The 19,881-nt window shown below is 71.8% G+C and carries 18 protein-coding genes and 1 pseudogene; 13 read left to right on the forward strand and 6 right to left on the reverse strand.

Features of this window, described 5'->3' with window-relative positions; translation table 11 throughout:
• Positions 1-260 precede the first annotated feature (260 nt).
• Positions 261-767: a GNAT family N-acetyltransferase gene (locus tag ABZZ20_RS33450; RefSeq protein WP_356876194.1), complete on the reverse strand. Its 507-nt coding sequence runs from the start codon at positions 765-767 to the stop codon at positions 261-263.
• A 211-nt stretch (positions 768-978) separates the two neighbouring features.
• Between ABZZ20_RS33450 and ABZZ20_RS33455 the strand changes: the two are divergent.
• Both ABZZ20_RS33455 and ABZZ20_RS33460 read left to right on the forward strand, forming a co-directional pair.
• Positions 979-1,101, forward strand: a pseudogene (locus ABZZ20_RS33455) (carbonic anhydrase); the annotation flags it as partial.
• A 118-nt stretch (positions 1,102-1,219) separates the two neighbouring features.
• Positions 1,220-1,885 carry a hemerythrin domain-containing protein gene (locus tag ABZZ20_RS33460; protein WP_356876196.1) on the forward strand — a complete coding sequence of 222 codons (666 nt, stop codon included), beginning with the start codon at positions 1,220-1,222 and terminating at the stop codon, positions 1,883-1,885.
• A gap of 162 nt (positions 1,886-2,047) precedes the next feature.
• Here the strand turns inward: ABZZ20_RS33460 and ABZZ20_RS33465 are convergent, their stop codons facing one another.
• Together ABZZ20_RS33465 and ABZZ20_RS33470 are read right to left on the reverse strand one after the other, a co-directional pair.
• Positions 2,048-2,734, reverse strand: a complete 687-nt coding sequence (locus tag ABZZ20_RS33465) for a beta-glucanase (RefSeq protein ID WP_356876198.1) — start codon at positions 2,732-2,734, stop codon at positions 2,048-2,050.
• 96 nt (positions 2,735-2,830) lie between these two features.
• A complete protein-coding gene (locus ABZZ20_RS33470; protein WP_356876200.1) occupies positions 2,831-3,235 on the reverse strand; it encodes a DUF5997 family protein in 405 nt (134 codons plus the stop codon).
• 58 nt (positions 3,236-3,293) lie between these two features.
• On the opposite strand from ABZZ20_RS33470, the gene ABZZ20_RS33475 reads away from it, so the two are divergent.
• Complete coding sequence (locus ABZZ20_RS33475; RefSeq protein WP_356876202.1) at positions 3,294-4,067, forward strand: LysR substrate-binding domain-containing protein; 774 nt, start codon at positions 3,294-3,296, stop codon at positions 4,065-4,067.
• 87 nt (positions 4,068-4,154) lie between these two features.
• Here ABZZ20_RS33475 and ABZZ20_RS33480 read toward each other — a convergent pair whose 3' ends face one another.
• From ABZZ20_RS33480 to ABZZ20_RS33490, 3 genes are all read right to left on the reverse strand, one after another.
• Positions 4,155-4,895 carry a PP2C family serine/threonine-protein phosphatase gene (locus ABZZ20_RS33480; protein WP_356876204.1) on the reverse strand — a complete coding sequence of 247 codons (741 nt, stop codon included), beginning with the start codon at positions 4,893-4,895 and terminating at the stop codon, positions 4,155-4,157.
• Positions 4,896-4,973: 78 nt separating this feature from the next.
• Positions 4,974-6,110 (reverse strand): site-2 protease family protein, encoded by a 1,137-nt coding sequence (locus ABZZ20_RS33485; RefSeq protein ID WP_356876206.1) that lies wholly within the window; start codon positions 6,108-6,110, stop codon positions 4,974-4,976.
• 106 nt (positions 6,111-6,216) lie between these two features.
• A complete protein-coding gene (locus ABZZ20_RS33490; protein ID WP_356876208.1) occupies positions 6,217-6,573 on the reverse strand; it encodes a hypothetical protein in 357 nt (118 codons plus the stop codon).
• Positions 6,574-6,898: 325 nt separating this feature from the next.
• Between ABZZ20_RS33490 and ABZZ20_RS33495 the strand changes: the two genes are divergently transcribed.
• The 10 genes from ABZZ20_RS33495 to ABZZ20_RS33540 all read left to right on the forward strand — a co-directional run bounded on the left by ABZZ20_RS33495 (position 6,899) and on the right by ABZZ20_RS33540 (position 19,692).
• Positions 6,899-9,019, forward strand: a complete 2,121-nt coding sequence (locus tag ABZZ20_RS33495; RefSeq protein WP_356876210.1) for a hypothetical protein — start codon at positions 6,899-6,901, stop codon at positions 9,017-9,019.
• A 51-nt stretch (positions 9,020-9,070) separates the two neighbouring features.
• Positions 9,071-10,717: a hypothetical protein gene (locus ABZZ20_RS33500; RefSeq protein ID WP_356876212.1), complete on the forward strand. Its 1,647-nt coding sequence runs from the start codon at positions 9,071-9,073 to the stop codon at positions 10,715-10,717.
• Between the two features lie 268 nt (positions 10,718-10,985).
• On the forward strand, positions 10,986-12,755 hold the full coding sequence (locus ABZZ20_RS33505) for an enoyl-CoA hydratase-related protein (protein ID WP_356876214.1): 1,770 nt from the start codon (positions 10,986-10,988) through the stop codon (positions 12,753-12,755).
• Between the two features lie 98 nt (positions 12,756-12,853).
• Positions 12,854-13,909 (forward strand): hydrogenase expression protein HypE, encoded by a 1,056-nt coding sequence (locus ABZZ20_RS33510; protein ID WP_356876216.1) that lies wholly within the window; start codon positions 12,854-12,856, stop codon positions 13,907-13,909.
• A 97-nt stretch (positions 13,910-14,006) separates the two neighbouring features.
• Positions 14,007-15,791 carry a nickel-dependent hydrogenase large subunit gene (locus tag ABZZ20_RS33515; protein WP_356876218.1) on the forward strand — a complete coding sequence of 595 codons (1,785 nt, stop codon included), beginning with the start codon at positions 14,007-14,009 and terminating at the stop codon, positions 15,789-15,791.
• Complete coding sequence (locus ABZZ20_RS33520; RefSeq protein ID WP_356876220.1) at positions 15,788-16,357, forward strand: hypothetical protein; 570 nt, start codon at positions 15,788-15,790, stop codon at positions 16,355-16,357. Before ABZZ20_RS33515 ends, ABZZ20_RS33520 begins: the two co-directional genes overlap by 4 nt.
• Positions 16,354-17,034 carry a DUF5947 family protein gene (locus ABZZ20_RS33525; RefSeq protein ID WP_356876222.1) on the forward strand — a complete coding sequence of 227 codons (681 nt, stop codon included), beginning with the start codon at positions 16,354-16,356 and terminating at the stop codon, positions 17,032-17,034. The genes ABZZ20_RS33520 and ABZZ20_RS33525 overlap by 4 nt, the downstream gene beginning before the upstream one ends.
• On the forward strand, positions 17,031-17,747 hold the full coding sequence (locus ABZZ20_RS33530; protein ID WP_356876224.1) for a DUF6084 family protein: 717 nt from the start codon (positions 17,031-17,033) through the stop codon (positions 17,745-17,747). The genes ABZZ20_RS33525 and ABZZ20_RS33530 overlap by 4 nt, the downstream gene beginning before the upstream one ends.
• Entirely contained in the window at positions 17,744-19,159 is a 1,416-nt protein-coding gene (locus ABZZ20_RS33535; RefSeq protein ID WP_356876226.1) for a hypothetical protein, read from the forward strand. Before ABZZ20_RS33530 ends, ABZZ20_RS33535 begins: the two co-directional genes overlap by 4 nt.
• Positions 19,156-19,692, forward strand: a complete 537-nt coding sequence (locus tag ABZZ20_RS33540) for a hydrogenase maturation protease (protein WP_356876228.1) — start codon at positions 19,156-19,158, stop codon at positions 19,690-19,692. Before ABZZ20_RS33535 ends, ABZZ20_RS33540 begins: the two co-directional genes overlap by 4 nt.
• Positions 19,693-19,881: the final 189 nt, after the last annotated feature.

Here is a 19,881-nt window from a genome sequence, read left to right on the forward strand (position 1 = left end):
TGTTGTCAGTGATCGAGGACATGATCGCGTCCTGGCGGCCCGTGTAGATCGAGGTGATCAGGCCGTCGAAGCCTGCCGGGTTCAACGCCTCTGGGCGGCGAAGAAGTCGAGCAGGGTGCCCCGTGCCGTGCACACCTTCCGCTCTCTCTTCGCCTCCGTCCGGGAGGACGCGGGCCTCCCCCCGTCCCTCCCCGGGTGGCCGGCGCCGGCGTTCGGCACCGGTGTACGGCCCTCCGGCGTGCCCGCTGGCGTTCAGGACGTCACAGGACCCGCCGCATGCACACCCGCGGCCAGCGGTCCAGGCCGTGCTCCGCCTCCCGGTCGCGGATCTCCCGGAGGCCGGGGCCGAGCGACGCGTCGGCGAGGCGCTCGAAACCGCAGCGCGCGTAGTACGGGGCGTTCCACGGGACACCCTCGAAGGTGGTGAGGGTCAGGGCCGGGACGCGGTCGCTCGCGGCCAGCGCCGCCAGGTGCTCCAGCAGGGACCTGCCGATGCGGCGGCGCGCGCCGTCCGGATGCACCGACACCTGCTCCACGTGGAGGTTGCCGTCGACGCGGTCGGCGATGAGGTACGCCATGGGGGCGTCGGCCTCGGTCACCGCGACCCAGGCCAGTCCGGCCCGCTGGTAGCGGGCGAGTTCCTGGAGCGGCAGCGGTTCGTCGTCGGCGATCTCCGGCATGCCGATGCCGCGGAAGCATTCCCCGGCCGCCCTTTCGATGGCCTGGAGCACGGGCAGTTCATCGATGTGCACGGCTCGAATACGCATGGCGCCCATTGTCCCCCCGGCACACAGGGCGCGGACCGCGGGGATCGGTGGTCCGTGGAATGAGACGCGCATCTCGTTTCGGTCTGATCGCGGTGGACATCCTGCCATTCCGCTTCCATCGGGCCACAGCCACCTCGGCGCCGGGACACCGTCCCGCGATGCATGCGAACGTGCAGACACGCGCCGCTCCTTCACCCAGCCGTCGAGGCCTGTCCCTCCGGAGCTCGTCTTCGATCAGGGGCTCGGCGATCTGCTGACCGTACGCTCCGCGGGCGAGGTACTGGACGAAGCCGTCCTCGGCGGCATCGCCTTCGGGGTCCTGGAACTGGAGATACGCCCCGAGGGCGCTGGAGCGCCGCCGTGCGCCCCTGGTGGAGCCGGCCGACGGGCGGTCACGCTGGAACCCGGAACACCCACCAGGACGGGGGTCTTGGCCGATGGAGAACCAGGGAATGCCGACCACCACGCATGAGGTGGTGATGGTCCACCGGATGCTGCGGCGCGAGTTCCGGGCCGCAGCGGGCCGGGTGCGCGGGGTGCGGCACGGGAGCCGCGCACAGGTCAGGCTGGTCGCCGACCGGCTGGCGCTGCTGCTGGACACCCTGCACCAACACTACAGGGGCGAGGACGCGCTGCTGTGGCCCGAGCTGGCCGAGCGCCTGCCGGAGCACGGCGAGCTGTGGAAGCGGATGTGGGGCCGGCACGCGGAGCTGTCGGCCCTCCTGGGACGGGCCGGCGCCCTCATCGGGCCGTGGGCAGCCGCCGGTGCGAGTGCCCACGCGGAGGAGCTGGCCACCGCGTTCGACCAGGTGTCACGGGCCGTCGAGGAGCACTTCGACGTGGAAGAGCGCGAGGTGCTGCCGCTCGTCCCCGCAGTGGTGTCCCGGGCGGAGTGGGACGGGATCGGCGCCGCGGCCGGGGCCGCTGCTGCCGCTGCGGTCCCCGGAAGGAAGCTGCTCACCGTCCTCGGAATGATCCTGAAAGAGGCGGAGCCGGGGGAACAGGTCCTGATCATGGCCCGTGTTCCGCTCGCGCCCCGCGTGCGGTGGCGCGCCGTCGGGGAGCGGAACTACCGGCGTCTGGAGCAGCGGTTGGAGGAGGCGGTCGGGCACGGGTAGCCGGGCGCAGGTGGCCGGGCGGGGCGGCCCGCGCCCGGGGCTCACGGGCCGCGGCGCCTCCGCTCCGCACCGACAGCCGGTACGGGTGGACGCGGTCGGCCCGGTCGTGGGCTACGGGGTGACGAGCGGACCGTCCGCTCCGGTCGCCGCTACGGCCCGCCACTAGGAGCGGTACACGCGGAGGTCCGAGACCTCGTACGACATCTCGGACACGGCCGGGTCGGGAGCGGGGTGGTAGCGGCCGGCGCACACGGACAGGTTCACGATGATGTACGCCCGCCAGCGCCGCCCCACCCCGCTGCGGTCGGCGAACACACTGGTGCCGTTGACCCACCAGACGACCGAAGTCGCGCCGAACTTGACCTTGAGGTCGACCCACCCGCCGGGCTGCACGGCGGGGTCGCGGAAGTAGTACGACCCCCCGCGGCGTACGTGGTTGGAGAGTTCCAACAGGTCCGGGTTGTCGGGGTGGTACTCGAAGACGTCGACTTCCTGGCCGCCGTCCCGCCAGGTCCAGATCGCCGGCCAGGCACCGACCGCCTCCGGCAGCTTGACCCGTGCTTCGAGCACGTCTTCCGCGCGCAGCTGGAAGCCCTCGTCACTGCCTTCGGTGGTCAGCAGTCCGGTGTCCCAGTTCTCGTCCGTCCGTCGGGTGGCACGGAAGGTCCCGCTCCTGCTGTAGGCGGGGTCGCTGACCAGGTAATCGAGTTTGTTGTCGCCCGGATTGACCGGACCACCGTTGGGATAGGCCCAAGACCGTCCGGCCACCCATTGGGAGGTCGAGCCGAAGTCGGCCGAGAAGACGGGTGCGCTGGTGCGCCGGAACTTTGCGAGGAGTTGCGAGATCACTCCGCAGCTATGCCCGGGGCGCGCCGCCCGCATTCCGGCGATCTCTACCTGAATGGCTCGGGATGGGGCACTTCGGGCGCCCTGGGCGCACGGCGGTCAGGAGCCGGACTGCTGGAGGCGCTCGGCGCGCTCCGCGTGCTTCTCCTTGATGCGGACCGCTTCCTTGCGGACCTCGGCCTGGGTGGCGCGTTCCTTCTGGAGCCACTCGGGGTTTTCCTGCTTCAGTGCGTCGATCTGCTCCGTGGTGAGGGCTTCGGTGACCCCGCCGCGGGCGAGGCCGGCGATCGAGACGCCGAGCTTGGCCGCGACCACCGGCCGGGGGTGCGGGCCGTTGCGTCGCAGTTCCTGCAGCCACTGGGGCGGCTCGGCCTGCAGCGCGTTCAGCTCGCTGCGGGTCACGACCCCCTCCTGGAACTCAGCGGGGGTGGCTTCGAGGTACACACCCAGCTTCTTCGCCGCGGTGGCGGGCTTCATGGTCTGGGTGGTCTTGTGCGACGTCATGGGGTCAAGGGTATCGAGCGTGTGCGCTACTTCTGACCACGGCCGGTAATCTGGCCGGGTGACAGGCTCGGAAGCATCTCCTTCGTTCCGGCTCGCGTACGTCCCGGGAGTGACGCCCAGCAAGTGGGTGCGGATCTGGAACGAGCGCCTGCCCGACATCCCGCTGACCCTCCTCCAGGTGTCCGCCGCCGAAGCCCCCGACGTACTGCGGGGCAGTGGCGCCGACGCGGGTTTCGTGCGGCTACCCATCGACCGGACGGGCCTGGCCGCTATCCCGCTCTACACCGAGACCACCGTGGTCGTGGTCCCGAAGGACCACGTCGTGGCGAGCGTCGATGAGGTGTCCACCGCAGACCTTGCCGACGAGATCGTGCTGCACCCCCTCGACGACACCCTGGACTGGGAGGGCCTGCCCGGGCGGCCCGCGATCGAGCGCCCCGCCACGACGGCGGACGCGATCGAACTGGTCGCGGCGGGGATCGGCGTACTGGTCGTCCCCCAGTCCCTCGCCCGCCTGCACCACCGCAAGGACCTCACCTACCGGACGGTCACGGACGCCCCCGAGTCGCGGGTCGCCCTGTCGTTCCTGGACGGCGAACCCACGGACCTGGTGGAAGAGTTCATCGGGATCGTGCGCGGCCGGACCGTCAACAGCACCCGTGGTCGCCCCCAGACCCCGCCGCAGCCGAAACAGCGCAAACGCCCCGAGACGGCCGGCGCCGGGCGGGGTCCCGCGGCGGGAAAGACGGGCGGCAAGAACCTGCGCGGCGGCTCGGGCGGCGCCAAGGGAGGCAAGGGCGGCAAGGGCGGCAAACCCCGCCGTCGGCCGTAGCGACCCGGCCGCCCCGCCATAGTCGGTCACATACGGTCACCGGATGTTCGGCCCGGGCGGGCGGGTGTCCCGCGTCGGCAGGCGTGGTCATGCGCCGATGCGCACCAGCGCGAGCGTGATGTTGTCAGGGCCCCCCGCCTCGATGGCGGCCCTCCACAGCTCGAACGCCGCCTTGCCGTCGTCGTGCACCCGCAGCAGCTCGTCGAGGTCCTCGGGCGGTACCGGGTCGGTCAGCCCGTCCGAGCAGATCAGGTAGCGGGCTCCGGCAGGCAGCGGCTCCGTCGAGACGTGAGGCGTGATCGTGCCGGGCCGGCGGGCGCCGCCGAGTGCCTGGGTGAGTAGGGACGTGGTGCGCTGCCCCGGCTCCAGCGGAGGGTTATCGTCCACGCTCACCTGCCGCAGTTCGGCGTCCGTGACGTCCAGCACCCTGCTGTCGCCGACGTTGAAGGAGATGAGCGACTCCTCCAGGATGACGGCGCCCGCGACCGTGGTGCCCATGGCGGTCAGTTGCGGATCGCTGCCGGCGGCTGCGTACACCGCGCGGTTGCAGAGGGCGAGCGCCTCGCGTACCGCCCCCTCGCTGTCCAGGGAAGGCCCGAGCAGCGCGAGTTGGCGCACGACCAGCGCACTGGCCACCTCGCCGGCCGGCTGCCCGCCGATCCCGTCGGCGACCGCGACGACGAGCGGGCTGCCGTGCGGGAACACGAACGTCTGCGGATTACGGGTCACGCCGGCGCACAGCGTCCACGGCCCGACGACGAGGCTGTCCTCGTTGTGGTCGCGTACCAGCCCCGCATGGCTCAGGGCGCTCACGGCTACGTACGTCATCGCACCCCCATTGTCCCGCGGCCCCAGCGCGGCTGCCCTCGGAGCGCCCGCAGGCGTCCTCCCGCAGGGGCGTCCGGCTCATCCGGCTCCAGCATCCTGACCGCCGCCCAGCGCCTGCCGCTGCACCAGCCGGGTGACGTCCTTCGCCGTGACGATCCCCACCAGTCGGCCCTCGTCCAACGCCAGGATCGGTAGGCCGACCCCGGGGCGCAGTTTCTCCAGGGCTTCGCTCAGCAGATCGTCCGGAGCGGCGACCGCGCACTGGGCCATCGGGGTCGCCACCTCGCGTACGCGCACGGCCTCGCGCTGGGACTCCGGGATCGCCAGCCGGCGCAGGTGCACCACTCCGCTGGGACGGCCTTCGAGATCGAGCAGCGGGATCGCGGAGTGCCGGGATCGCACGGCCACCTCGTCGATGAAGCGCCGTACGCTCAGCCAGTCGGCACCGGTGGTGACGGGGCTGGACATGGCATCGGCCACGCGCATGCCCCGCAGGGCCGAGCGCAGTACGGCGTGCTGGCGCTCCGCGCCCGCCACGACCGTGATGAAGAGCCCGATGACGACGAGCCACAGCCCACCGGGCACCCCGCGCAGGAAGGAGATCCAGCCCACGGCCGCCAGCAGCATGCCCATGACCTGCCCGCTGCGGGAGGCCGCCCGTTCCGCCCGCTCCTGGTCACCCGTACGCCACCACAGAGCCGCCTGGAGGACCCGCCCGCCGTCGAGCGGCGCGGCCGGCAGCAGGTTGAACACGCCGAGGAACAGGTTGGTCCAGCCGAGCCACACCAGGACGGCTGCGGGTACGGACCAACCGAGCAACGAGTGCAGGCCGATCCCGGCCCCGAGCGCGGCGCCCCCGATCAGCAGGCTGGTCAGGGGCCCGCTGACCGCCACCGCGAAGGCCGCCGCGGCGGTCTGCGGGCGGCCCATCCGCGTCATGCCGCCCAGCGCCCAGAGGGTGACGTCCTCGACGGAGATCTTCTTCCGGCGGGCGGTCGCCGCATGGGCCGTCTCGTGGAGCAGCAGGCTGCCCATGAGCAGCAGGGCCCCCACGACACTGGCGAGGGTGTACACGGTGTTCGAGCGTCCCGGGGTCCACGCGGGGAGGGTCTGGCGGCCGAGTCCGTACGCGAACAGCACCACCAGCAGCGGCACGCTCCAGTGCATGCGCAGCGGTACCCCGACAATGCGTCCGATCGGGACAGACCCGTTCATCGTCGTCTCCTGCCGGCTCGACAGCCGGTGCACACCCCATTGTCACCCGGGGGCGGTGGAACCGCGCCGGATGCCGCCCCGCCCGGCGGCCGACAACCCCGCGGGCTCAGCCCTCCGTGCCGGCCGGGGTGACCAGGGCCCCGTCGAGCTCCCACGCGTGGCGCTTGAACTCCCGGCGGAAGTCGCCGTGGTCCTCCCACTGGCGGGCGATGCCGCGCAGCACGTCCCAGTGGTGCTCCACCGACTGGTCGATGACCCGGCACAGCGCCGGCTCCGCCGTCGCCCGCTTCTCCAGGAGTCCCTTGACCGCAGACGCCTCCAGCACCGCGTTGCGCAGCGCGCGCAGGGCGCGGGAGGTGTCGTCCATTGCGAAGCCGTGCTCGCTGCCGGTCGCCTCGTCGAACAGCGGGGTCAGCCGCGCCTCGATGAATGCGGTGATCCGCTCGAAGTGCTGCACGTCCATCGGGGCTCCATCTCGTAGGCTTCCAGGCCATCTGGCTGCTCGCCAGCGCGGATGCAGAATATCCGTTGAAGATCCGTTGGAGACCGGCTCCCCGGCCGTGCCCGCCGGTCCGGCCGTCCCCGTCCCCGCTCCCGTCCCCGGCATCCGGCGCATCCCGGAAACCCGAGAAGGGGATCCGCAGCTTTCGCCGTCGCTCCACGTCCCCCCGGTGTTACCTTCCGTGTCGTCGGCGCGTGCGTCGCAATTCGGTTCGGGGGCGGGGGGAACGGTGAGCGCAACGGCGGAGCTCGGCCATGCGGAGGGGACCGACGCTTTTCTTCGGCACATGATCTGGCGGTATCCGGACCAGCGGCAGCCCGTGGTGGCGTTGCTCGGTCCCCGCCAGTCGGGCAAGACCACCATGCTCCGCTCCCTGTCCCAGGGGTGCGGTTCCACCGTGGTCCACGCCCACCTCGACTTCCACGAGACGCCGCTCGATCCGGTGTCCGCCGCCGCGCTGGCGGCCTTCCAGATGATGCGCGGGTGGGACACGTTGCGCCGCAGCCCCGTCTTCCACCGGTTCGCCCTCGGTCTGCTGGCGCTCAACGAGAACCTGGAGTCGGACCGCTCCCGCGCGACGGACCAGATCAGGGGACTGATCCACCAGTACACCCGCAACACGCGGCGCGGCAGGTTCGCCACCCGGCTGGAAGAGGCGGTGGACGTCACGATGGACGTCGTGGCGACCGGCGCGCTCAGCCCCCTGGTGCAGGGACAAGCACGCGAAGTGGTCACCGCCGTGCGGGACCGGGCCCGACCTGTGATCGGATCGCTGCTCCAGAGCACCGCCCGGTGGGGCCTGCGCGACGCGCTGCGCTGGCACGTCAGCATCCCGGAGGCGGAGGCCGCCGGCTCCCTGGACGCGCTGATCAGACTCAGCTCCGCCTCGCGGTCGGCGGCGGTGGGACCGCTGCTGGCGGCCTTCCTCGCCGACGCCAAGGACCAGGCGGAACGGCATCCGGCGCTGCGCTCGTCGTGTTCGTGCGAACTGCCGCCGGACCGTGCCGGACGCGCCCGGCACGACCACGCGTGGGTCCTCTTCGTGGACGGCGCCCAGACCCCGGCCGGTCGGCGCTTCCTCACCGCACTCATCGCGGCGCGCCTGCGCAACGAGCAGCACGAGCCGGGCACGGGAGCCGCCGCGGATCCCCTCGTCGTCCTCGCCGCCTGTGACCAGTGGCAGCCCGACTGGACCACCCGCTGGTGCGAGCCCTGGCGCACCACGCCGCTGCCGGACACCCCGCAGCGCCGCGTCCCCCTCCTCTCCCGGGCCACCCGGGCGCTGTGGACCCGGCAGGACGAGGGCGGCCCCGGACCGGATCCCATCTCGGCGGCCCACTACTGGTACCCCGTGTGGCTCGATCCGATGTCCGAGGAGCGCGCCTCGTACGTGACCGACGACGGGACGTCCCTGGCGGCACCCGTCCCGGCGTCCGTCGTCCACGCGCTCACCGGAGGCCACTGGGGCGCCACCACCGTCCTGCAGGACCAGCGCGAGAGCGCACCGCCGGACGCCGACACCCTCGTACGGGAGAGACCCCTGCCCGCCGCCCTCGACGCGAGCGGCAGACCGCTGTGGTCGCGCGCCCTGGAGACCAGCCTTCCCGAAGGGCTCGCCGCGCCCGAGCCGCAGTGGACCGGTGCGCCGCCGCCGGTCCTCCTGGCGGCGGCGTACCTCGCGGACGTCCGCACGGCCGACGACCCCCGCGTACCGCCGGAGATAGCGGATCTGCCGCGCAGCCTGGAGCTGTTACGCCGCAACCTGTGGGTCAGTACCTTCTTCCACCGCCCCTCGCGGATCCGCGAGGTCGGCTGGGGCGAGGCGGACCGCCCACCGGTACTGCACCCCTGGCTGAGCCGCTGTGCGCTCACTGCCCTCTCCGCCGCCGCTCCCGTTGCCACGGCGGCCGACGCCGACCCGGAAGGCGAGCAGCCCGCCGACCCGTGGCAGGAGGTGTTCGGCCACCAGGCCCGGGCCCTGGCCTCGCTGGCGGCCACACACGACGGCTCGGGCGTCGGACGCGAGGAACAGCAGCTGTTCTACGCCCTGTCCCTGGGCCGGTTCGTCCCCGTGGCCGAGGCGCTGGCCAACCGGTTCGACCGGGACCACCGGGAGTGGGTGCGCCTCCTGGACTACCTGGCGTCGGCGCCCTGCCGCCTGGTCCACGAGCAGTCCGCCCAGCAGGCGTACGCACTCCTCCTCTCCGGGATCGAGCGGACCGGCCGGGACGTCGTGGCGGTGGCCACGGCCAAACTCCTGGCCTTGCTGTGGCTGTACAACGATCCGCTCACCGAGCGCAGCCGGCGCTGGGACGCCCAGATCGAAGAGGGCTTCGAACGGCTCTCGCACAACTCCCGTCTGCTCGACGTCAGCGCCCTCCAGCAGGCGGGCGCGCTCTTCGCCTGACACCTCCGCGCCACGCCGGCGGCGTGGCCGGGCGCACCGCAAGGAGTCCTCATGCCCGCAGGTGTACGCAACCCCCGACTCGGCCGGCTGCGCCGCCATCCGGTGCTGTCGTTGACCGTCGCCCTCCTCGTCCTGGCCGGTGTCGTGTTCGGCGGCGCCTGGGGCTACCGCGTCCTGTTCCCGCCCGCCCTGCCGTGCGGGTCCGGGATGACCGCTGCCGGCTCGCCCCTGGCGTGCGTCGGCGTGAACCTCGACAGCACGTCCTTCACCAAGGACGAACCCGCGCGGATGCGCAAGCTGGAGGAGACGATCCGAACCGCCAACGAGGCGGTCGAGGGGAACTCCACCAGCGTGGTGCTGATGCTGAACTTCTCACCCGTCGAAGACGTGGACACGCTGACCTACGACTCGCTCTACCACAACATCGAGGGCGCCATAGCCGCCGTCTGGCGGGCCAACAACACGGCTGCGTACGGCAGCACGCCCGGCGTCAAGCTCTACCTCGCCAACATGGGCAGCCAGTACGCGTCCTGGCAGGAGACGGTGGCCCGGGTCAAGAAGTACGCCGCGTCCGAGCACATCTCGGCGGTCATAGGCCTGGGCCAGAGCACCGAGCAGACCCGGCAGGCCGCCGCGGCCCTCTCCTCCCAACTGCACCTCCCCGTCATCGGATCCACGGTCACCGGCAACTCGATGAACCTGGACCCCTCGGACCCCACGGGCAAGCGGCCGATCCCCGACATGTTCCGGGTCTCGCCGACCAACTCCGACTCCGTGATCGCGGCGAACCAGTACGTCTCGGGACTGCGCCCGGAGGTGACCTCGCTCGCGGTGGTGGCGGACAGCGTCGCCGACGACGACTACACGGCCACGCTGGCGGCGGAGGCCAAGACCCGCTTCCAGGCGCCGGACCGCACGGTGACGGTGCTGCCGTACACCTCGCCCCGCAGCCTGCCGAGCGGCGCCGGCCGGCAGGATTACCTGATCCAGCAGTTCAACCTGATGCATGCCAACCTGTGCCAGGCCGCACCCTCCGTCGTGTACTTCGCCGGCCGGGGCCGCGACCTCGGGGCCTTCGTCCAGAACTGGGTGCAGGGCGCACCCTGCGGCATCCCGCAACTGCGCATCCTGGTCGGGGACGACGCCTCGGAGGCCATCCGTGACGATGCGGTCCTCAAGGGCGTGGCCTCCGGCCGGGTCACGGTGGCGTACACGGCCCTGGCCAGCCCCGACGAGTGGGGGACCGAATGCCCCGGGTCGGACGCCAAGCGCAACTACGACCAGTTCTGGTCGGCCTTCACCGGGCGGCCCGATCCGTGCACGAAGCAGCCCCTGGCCACCACCCAGGCCGGCGCGGCACCGTTGGCCTTCGATCCCGCGGACCTCGCCAGCGGGCAGGCGATGCTCACGCACGACGCGGCCGTGGCGGCGATCAGCGCGGCACGGCACGACGAGGCGGGCCTGAAGAACCCCGGCCTGGAGACCGGCATCCTGCACCAGTTCTACTGCGCGCAGATGCTTCCGGGAGCGAGCGGCTGGCTCTCGTTCGGCGCCGACGGGAACCCCGTCGGCAAGCCCGCCCCCATCGTCCAGTTCAACCCGGACGGGACGACGAAGACGATCACTCTCACCTGGCCGAGTTCCGCCCCCAACCTGAGCCTTCCCCAGCGCGGCGGCACCGGCGCCCCCGGCTGCTGACAGACCAGGCCCCCGGCGCACGGCACCGCACGAAGGCGCGCAGAGGCGCGCGAGATCGACTGGGCGACGTCCGCTGATCCACCGGGCCCGGCGGTGCACCACCGCCGGGCCCTCGCGGCGTATCCACCAGGTGGCGGCCCGGGCGCTCCCTTCCGAGTGACACCCCCGTAGGCCTCGCCGAACTGCGCACCCCCGTGGCCGACGATCTCCAGCGGCCGTACCTGTTCCGGTCGCCGATTGCCGGGGAACCGGACGCTTGGGAGTTCACGTGCACATCCTGCTCGTCGTCAGCGCGTTCAACAGTCTCACCCAGCGTGTGCACGCCGAGTTGAGGGACCGCGGGCACAGCGTGTCGGTCGAGCTCGCCCTGCCCGGAACCTCCCTCGTCGAGGCCGTGGACCGCCACCGGCCGGACCTCGTGCTCGCGCCGATGCTCAAGACGCCCATTCCACACGAGGTCTGGTCCGCCCACACCTGTCTGATCGTCCACCCCGGCCCCGTGGGCGACCGGGGTCCCTCCTCGCTCGACTGGGCGATCACCGAGGACGCGACCCGATGGGGCGTCACCGTCATGCAGGCCGCCGAGGAGATGGACGCCGGCGACGTCTGGGCCACCGTGGAATGCCCGCTGCCGCCCGTCGCCAAGAGCGACGCGTACCGGGGCGAGATCGCCGACGCCGCCCTGTCCGCCGTCCTGACGGCCGTCGACCGCTTCGCCCGCGCCACCTTCGTCCCCCAGGCGCAACTGTCCGGACGCACCCGGCCGTACCTGCGCCAGGAACTGCGTCGGATCGACTGGGACAACGACTCCATGCAGCGCGTCGTCCGCACCCTGCGCGCCGCCGACTCCCAGCCCGGCGTCCTCGACGAGCTGCTGGGCGGCCAGTGGTACCTGCACGGCGGTCACCCGGAGGACCTGCTGCGCGGCCGCCCCGGAGAGCTGCTGGCCACCAGGGCGGGCGCGATCTGCCGGGCGACGGTCGACGGAGCCGTGTGGATCCCCGAGCTGCGGGCCCGGCGCACGCCGGGATGGCCGGCCCCCGTGAAGCTCCCCGCCGCACTGGCCTTGGGTGACCGGCTGCCGCCGCTTCCCGAGGTCCCCGCGCCGCCGTACGCCGACACCGGCCCGCGCACCTGGTCCGACATCAGCTACCGGGAACAGGGCGGGGCCGGCTTCCTGTCGTTCGCCTTCCCCGGCGGCGCGATGAGCACCGCGCAGTGCCGGCGGCTGCTCGCCGCCTACCGGGAGGCCTGCTCCCGCCCCACCTCCGTCCTCGTCCTCGGCGGTGGCCGCGACTTCTTCTCCAACGGCATCCACCTGGGCGTCATCGAGGCCGCCGCCGATCCGGCCGTCGAATCCTGGGCCAACATCAACGCCATGGACGACCTGGTGGAGGCCGTCCTGACCACCACCGACCGGCTCGTCGTGGCCGCCCTCGGCGGAAACGCCGCCGCCGGCGGGGCCATGCTCGCCCTCGCGGCCGACGAGGTCTGGTGCCGCACCGGCGCGGTGCTCAATCCGCACTACCGGCTGATGGGCCTGTACGGCTCGGAATTCTGGACCTACACCCTGCCCCGCCGGACGGGCACCGGCGTCGCGGACCGCCTCATCAGCGAGGCCCTGCCGATCAGCGCCGAAACCGCCCGCAGGCTCGGGCTGGCCGACCGTACGATCGACTCCGCTCCACAGGCCTTCGCGCAGGAGACCGCCCGGCTCGCGGTCCGGCTCGCACACTCGCCCGCCGCCCAGTCCCGCATCGTCGGGAAGAAGACCCGGCGCGAGGTGGACGAAGCGGTCAAGCCGCTCGCCACCTACCGGGAGGCGGAGCTGGCACGGATGCGCGAGACCTTCTTCGACCCGCAGGCCCCCTACCACGCGCTGCGCCGCGCCTTCGTGCGCAAAGAGCCCCCCGACCGCACCCCGCCGCACCTGGAGCGGAGCGTACCCGGACGGCACACCGCGCCCCTGCCCTCCCGCCGGTCCGGTGTCACTGGACCGGCCGTACAGGACAGGGCACCGGGCCCGGTCGCCTGCTAGCAAGAAGGGTGGGGCCGGCGCGGGAGCACCTGCCCGTACGTCGTCCCCGTCCCCAGCCCCACCCCCCTCCCCGCATCCCTCCCCAAGGAGCGATCCTCATGGATGCAGCAACGCCGAGCACGGTAGAGGACCCCCCGATCCACATCCTCTGGATCAACGCCGGACTGAGCTGCGACGGCGACTCGGTGTCCCTGACGGCAGCGATGCAGCCCAGCATCGAAGAGATCGTCATGGGCGTGCTTCCGGGCCTGCCCAAGATCGCCGTGCATTGGCCACTGATCGATTTCGAGTGCGGACCGGTCGGCGGCGCCGACACGTTCATCGAATGGTTCTTCAAGGGGGAGCGAGGCGAGATCGACCCCTTCGTCCTGGTCGTCGAAGGCTCGATCCCCAACGAGAAGATCAAGCCGGAGGGCTACTGGTGCGGCTTCGGTACCGATCCGGACACCGGCCAACCCATCACCACCAGCGAATGGATCGACCGTCTCGCGCCCAAGGCCCTCGCCGTGGTGGCGATCGGCACGTGCGCCACGTACGGCGGCATCCACGCGATGGAGGGCAACCCCACCGGCGCCATGGGCGTGCCCGACTACCTGGGCTGGGACTGGACCTCGAAGGCCGGCATCCCGATCGTGTGCGTGCCGGGCTGTCCCATCCAGCCGGACAACTTCTCGGAGACCCTCACCTACCTCCTCTACCAGGCCGCAGGCTCCGCCCCGATGATCCCGCTGGACGACAAGCTGCGCCCGACCTGGTTGTTCGGCGCCACTGTCCACGAGGGCTGCGACCGGGCCGGCTACTACGAGCAGGGCCAGTTCGCCGAGACCTACGACTCGCCCACCTGCCTGGTTAAGCTCGGTTGTTGGGGCCCCGTCGTCAAATGCAACGTCCCCAAGCGCGGCTGGATGAACGGCATCGGCGGCTGTCCCAACGTCGGCGGCATCTGCATCGCCTGCACCATGCCCGGCTTCCCGGACAAGTTCATGCCGTTCATGGACGAGCCCCCCGGTGCCAAATTGTCCAGCAAGGCCAGCGGGGCGTACGGCGCGGTGATCCGCAGACTGCGGGCGGTCACGGAGCACACCGTGGACCAGGAGCCGAAGTGGCGCCATCCGGGCCGGCAGCTGACCACCGGCTACCGCACGCCCTGGTGACCTCGCCCGCGCTCCCCGGGCGGCGCGTTCGCCGACCCACCGCTGCGCCCCGAAGAACCTCCAGCTCCGGTCTCCAAGAAGGGTCACGGCAGACAAGATGACACCGAAGACGAAGGCGGCCGGTGACGGCAGCGGCCTGGTGGAGATGGCCTGGGATCCGATCACCCGGATCGTGGGCAGTCTCGGCATCCACACGAAGATCGACTTCAAGCAGAAGAAGGTCGCGGAGTGCTACAGCACTTCGTCGGTCTTCCGCGGCTACAGCGTCTTCATGCGCGGCAAGGACCCGCGCGACGCGCACTTCATCACCAGTCGCATCTGCGGGATCTGTGGCGACAACCACGCCACCTGCTCCGTCTACGCACAGAACATGGCGTACGGAGTGAAGCCGCCCCACCTCGCCGAATGGATCATCAACCTCGGCGAGTCGGCGGAGTACATGTTCGACCACAACATCTTCCAGGAGAACTTGGTCGGGGTCGACTACTGCGAGAAGATGGTCCGCGAGACCAACCCGGGCGTCCTCGAACTGGCGGAGCGCACCGAGGCCCCGCACGCCGGCGACCACGGCTACCGCACCATCGCCGACATCATGCGTTCGCTCAACCCCATCGAGGGCGAGTTCTACCGCGAGGCCCTCCAGGTAAGCCGCTACACCCGGGAGATGTTCTGCCTCATGGAGGGCCGCCACGTGCACCCCTCCACCCTCTACCCGGGCGGCGTCGGCACCATCGCCTCCGTCCAGCTCTTCACCGACTACATGAGCCGCCTGATGCGGTACGTCGAATTCATGAAGCGGGTCGTCCCGTTGCACGACGACCTCTTCGACTTCTTCTACGAGGCCCTGCCCGGGTACGAGGAGGTAGGCCGCCGGCGCGTCCTGCTGGGCTGCTGGGGTGCCCTCAACGACCCCGAGCACTGCGACTTCACGTACGCCAACATGACTGACTGGGGACGGAAGATGTTCGTCACCCCGGGCGTGGTCGTGGACGGCAAACTGGTCACCAACGACCTCACCGAGATCAACCTCGGCATCCGCATCCTGCTCGGCAGCTCGTACTACGACGACTGGGCGGGCCAGGAGAAGTTCGTCACCCACGACCCGCTCGGCAACCCGGTCGACGCCCGCCACCCCTGGAACCAGCACACCATCCCCGCCCCGCAGAAGCGCGACTTCGACGACAAGTACAGCTGGGTGATGTCGCCCCGCTGGTTCGACGGCAAGGACCACCTCGCGCTGGACACCGGCGGCGGCCCGATCGCCCGCCTGTGGTCCACCGCCCTCTCCGGACTCGTCGACGTCGGTTACGTCAAGGCCACCGGGCACAGCGTGGTCATCAACCTGCCGCGCACCATGACCAAGCCCGAGACCCGCTTCGAGTGGAAGATCCCGAAGTGGAGCAACGCGCTGGAGCGCAACCGCGCCCGCACGTACTTCCAGGCGTACGCGGCAGCGATCGCCCTGCACTGTGCTGAGAAGGGACTCGCCGAGGTCCGCGCCGGACGCACCCAGACCTGGGAGAAGTTCGAGGTACCGGACGAGGGCCTGGGCGTCGGCTTCACCGAGGCGGTCCGCGGGGTGCTCTCGCACCACATGGTCATCCGCGACGGCAAGATCGCCAACTACCACCCCTACCCGCCGACTCCGTGGAACGCCAGCACCCGCGACACGTTCGGCACCCCCGGACCGTACGAGGACGCCGTCCAGAACACCCCGATCTTCGAGGAGAACTCCCCGGAGAACTTCAAGGGCATCGACATCATGCGCGCCGTGCGCAGCTTCGACCCCTGTCTGCCGTGCGGCGTCCACATGTACGTCGGCGCCGGCAAGACGGTGAAGTCGATGCACGTGCCCACCGGACTGAGCGGACTGGGCGGATGAGCGCGAAGACGAGCGGGCGGGCGGGCGACCGGGCGGCCAGGCGCACGGGCGCGTCGGTGACGGACGCCCGGGAGGCGGGCCGGCGGGTCGAGGAGGTCCTCGACCGGCTCGCCGAATCCGGCGACCGGGCGGCGTGCGCGGCAGCCGAGGAACTGGTGCGGGTGCTCATGGACTTCTACGGGGCCGGACTCGCCCGCATCGTGGAGCGGCTCGGCGTGGAGCGCCTCGGCGGGCTCCTCGACGACGAGCTCGTCGCGAGCCTGCTGGCCCTGCACGACCTGCACCCGGAGGACGTCCACGCCCGGATCGCCCGAGCCCTGGACACCGTAAGCGACCCCCTGGAGCTGATCGGTTTCGACGAGTCCACCGGCATCCTGCGCCTGCGGGCCGAGTCGAGCGGCGGCTGCGGCTGCGGTTCCGCGGGCGACGCCGTCCCGCAGAGCGTCGAGGACGCGCTCGCCTGCTTCGCACCCGAGGTGACCTCGGTGGAAGTGGAGCCGGCCGAGGCGCCCCTGCCCCTGCTCCAGATCGGCACCCGCCCGCAGGCCCCGGCGCGGGCCCGGTGAACGCACGGCACCCCTGGGCCCCGGCGGAGCCACGCACCGGCTCCGCCGGCCCGCGCGGCCTGCGCCGGTTCACCGGGCCCCGGCCGCCCCGGATCGAGCGCTGCGAACTGTGCGGAGTGGCCGTACCCGAGGACGGCCACCGCCACCTGGTGGAGGTCGAGAAGCGTGCGCTGGTCTGCGCGTGCACCGCGTGCGCCCTCCTCTTCGACCGGCCCGGCGCCACCACCGGGCGCTTCCGTGCCGTCCCCGACCGCTACCTCGTCGATCCGGAACACCGGCTGGACGAGGGCGCGTGGGAGCAGTTGCAGATCCCGGTCGGCGTCGCCTTCTTCTTCCGCAACGCCGCCCTCGACCGGCTGGTCGCGCTCTACCCGAGCCCGGCCGGCGCCACCGAGAGCGAACTGGAACCCGCCATCTGGCAGAACGTACTCGGCACCGGGACCCTGTCCGGGCTGCTCGAACCCGACGTGGAGGCACTGCTGCTGCGCCGGACGGAGGGCCGGACCGAGTGCTACCTCGTGCCGATCGACATCTGCTACGAGCTGGTGGGGCGGATGCGGATGCTGTGGCAGGGCTTCGACGGCGGGGCCGAGGCGCGCGCCGCGCTGAAGACCTTCTTCGAACGGGTGGAGCGCCGGGCCAAAACCCCGGCCGCGGCGGGCGAGGGGCGAGCATGACGGACTTCACGTTCACCTGCACCGGGGTGCGCGCCGACCCGTACGCTGCCGGCCCGACCCTCGTCTTCCGGCTGTGGATCACGGCCTCCGGGACCGAGCCGGGAGCCGTGAGCCGCGTGCACGCGCTCGCGCTGCGCTGCCAGATCCGCATCGAACCGGCGCGGCGCGGCTACGGCACGGGCGAAGCCGCTGCGCTCCACGACCTGTTCGGTGAGCGCGCCCGCTGGGGGACCACCCTCCAGCCCCTCCAGTTCGCCCAGGTCGCGGTGATGGTCCCCAGTTTCACCGGGGAGACCGAGATCGACGTCGCCGTGCCCTGCACGTACGACATGGACATCGGGTACGGCCGTTACCTCAGCGCCCTGGAGGACGGCGAGGCACCCCTGCTCATGCTGTTCTCCGGTACGGCCTTCACCGGAGCCGGGGGCTTCCACGTCGAGCCCGTGCCCTGGGACCGGGAAGCCCCGTTCCGGATGCCCGTGGAAGTGTGGCGGGAGATGGTCGAGCAGCACTTCCCGGGCTGCGGTTGGTTGCGACTCCCCCGCGACACCATGGCCGACCTGCTCGCCTTCCGCTCCCGCCACGCGTTCGCCTCCTGGGAGGCGACCGTACGGGCCCTGCTGGACGGGGCCGAGGCGGCGCAGCAGCAGCCCCCGGACCCCGCCTGGGCCGGCGCCGTACTGCCGCGGGCCGCCGAAAGGACGGCGCCATGACCACGACGACCCTTCCCGCATCCCGGTTCGACGTCGCCCGGCAGGTCGCCGACGCCGTCCTCTTCGAGGGCTACGTGCTCTACCCGTACCGGGCTTCGGCAGCGAAGAACCGGCTGCGCTGGCAGTTCGGCGTACTGGTCCCGCCCGCGTGGGGGCCCGCGCACCAGGAGCACTCCTTCCAGCGCACCGAGCTGGTCATGGAACCGCGCGGCGAAGCGAGCGTAGCCGTCGAGCTGCGCTTCCTGCACGCGCAGCGGCGTACGGTCGAAGAGGCCCGCGGCGACGGCACCTTCGCGTCCGTGCCCGAGCTGCACCTGCCCGACCGGATCCTGGTCCCCTGGGACGAGGGCACCGAGGAACGCGTCGAAATGAGCGTCCCGGTAGCCGAGTTGGAGGAAGGCGAGGTCTCCCTGCCGTTCGTGCGCCCGGCCCGCGAGGAGAGCGAACCAGTCCTCGGCACGGACGGCCGGCAGGTGGGCCGCCTGGTCCGGCGCACCGAACGCGTCGACGGCGTGGTGCGGCTGCGCGCGCAACAACTGGACGTGCCGTACCGGGCGTTGAAACTCACGGCCGTGGTCGAGAACACCAGCGACTGGACACCGCAGGTCGAGGACCGCGACGCCGCACTGCCGCGCTCGCTGGTCGCCGCCCACCTCCTGCTGGGCCTGAGCGCCGGATCCTTCCTGTCCATGACCGACCCCCCGGAGTGGGCCAAGGCCTCTGTCGCGACCTGTACCAACCAGCACACCTGGCCCGTGCTCGCGGGCGAACCCGGTCGTGCGGACGTGGTCCTGTCCTCGCCGATCATCCTGGAGGACCACCCCAGCATCGCCCCCGAGAGCGCCGGTGCGATGTACGACGCCACCGAGATCGACGAGATCCTCGCCCTGCGCACCGCGGCCCTGACCGACCAGGAGAAGCGGGAGGCGCGCGGGACGGACGCCCGGGCGGCGGCCGTGATCGACCTGGCCGACTCCATGCCCCCCGAGGTGCTGGAGCGCCTGCACGGCGCGGTCCGGGCGCTGCGGGAGATCACCGACCCCGGCGCCGTCCCTCCCGTCCCGGTACCCGACCCCTTCGACGAGGCGGCCGTGTTCCGGCCGGACACCCCCTGGTGGGACCCCGCGCACGCGGACCCGGCGGACCCGTCCCGGGACCGGATCCTGATCGACGGGACCTCCGTCGGCCCCGGCAGCCGCGTCCTGCTCCGACCCGGCCTGCGGCGCAGCGACGCCCAGGACCTGTTCCTCCAGGGCCGCACCGCCCAGGTGGAGGCGGTGCTCCACGACGTCGACGGCGGAGTGCACCTCGCCGTCACCGTCGAAGGCGACCCGGGCGCCGACATCCGCCGTGAACAGGGCCGGTTCCTGTACTTCCAGCCCGACGAGGTCAGCCCCGTGGAGGACGCGTGAGCGGGCGCATCCTGGTCGCCGGAATCGGGAACGTCTTCCTCGGCGACGACGGCTTCGGCGTCGAGACCGTCCGACGGCTGTCCGAACCCGGGAGCCGACTGCCCGACCACGTCGAGGTGGTGGACATCGGCGTCCGCGGGGTCCACCTCGCCTACCAGCTGCTCGACGGCTACGACACGCTCGTCCTGGTGGACGCCACCGCGCGAGGCGGGGCCCCCGGCACGCTCTACCTGATCGAGGCCACCGAAGGCGAACCCGGCACCCTCGCGCCGCAGGGCCCCGTACTCGACGGACACCGGATGTCGCCCGACGCGGTGCTCGCCCTGCTGGACACCCTCTGCGCCGGAACCGGCGGCACACCGCCCCGGCGGATCCTGGTCGTCGGCTGCGAACCCGACTGCCTGGAGGAGGGCATCGGCCTAAGCGCCCCGGTCGCCGCAGCGGTGCCGGAGGCCGTACGGATGGTCCTCGACCTGATCCACCGTCCGGGCGAGGAGTTGCTCGGCGAAGAACACAACGCAGCTGCCAACTGAGGAGAACCCCATGAAGAAGGCCATCATCGGCGGCGTGGCCGCCGTCGCCCTCGCCGCCGTACTGGCGGCGGTGCTCCCCGACATCCAGCGCTATCTGCGCATCCGCCGGATGTGACCCGCGCGTCGCAGGAGCGCGGCTGCGCGGAGGGCGGTGGTGGGTCGGAGCGGGTGGCCGGGCCACACCGTCCT

The organism is Streptomyces sp. NPDC006430 (assembly GCF_040612395.1).
In the GTDB taxonomy this organism is placed as follows: Bacteria; Actinomycetota; Actinomycetes; order Streptomycetales; family Streptomycetaceae; genus Streptomyces.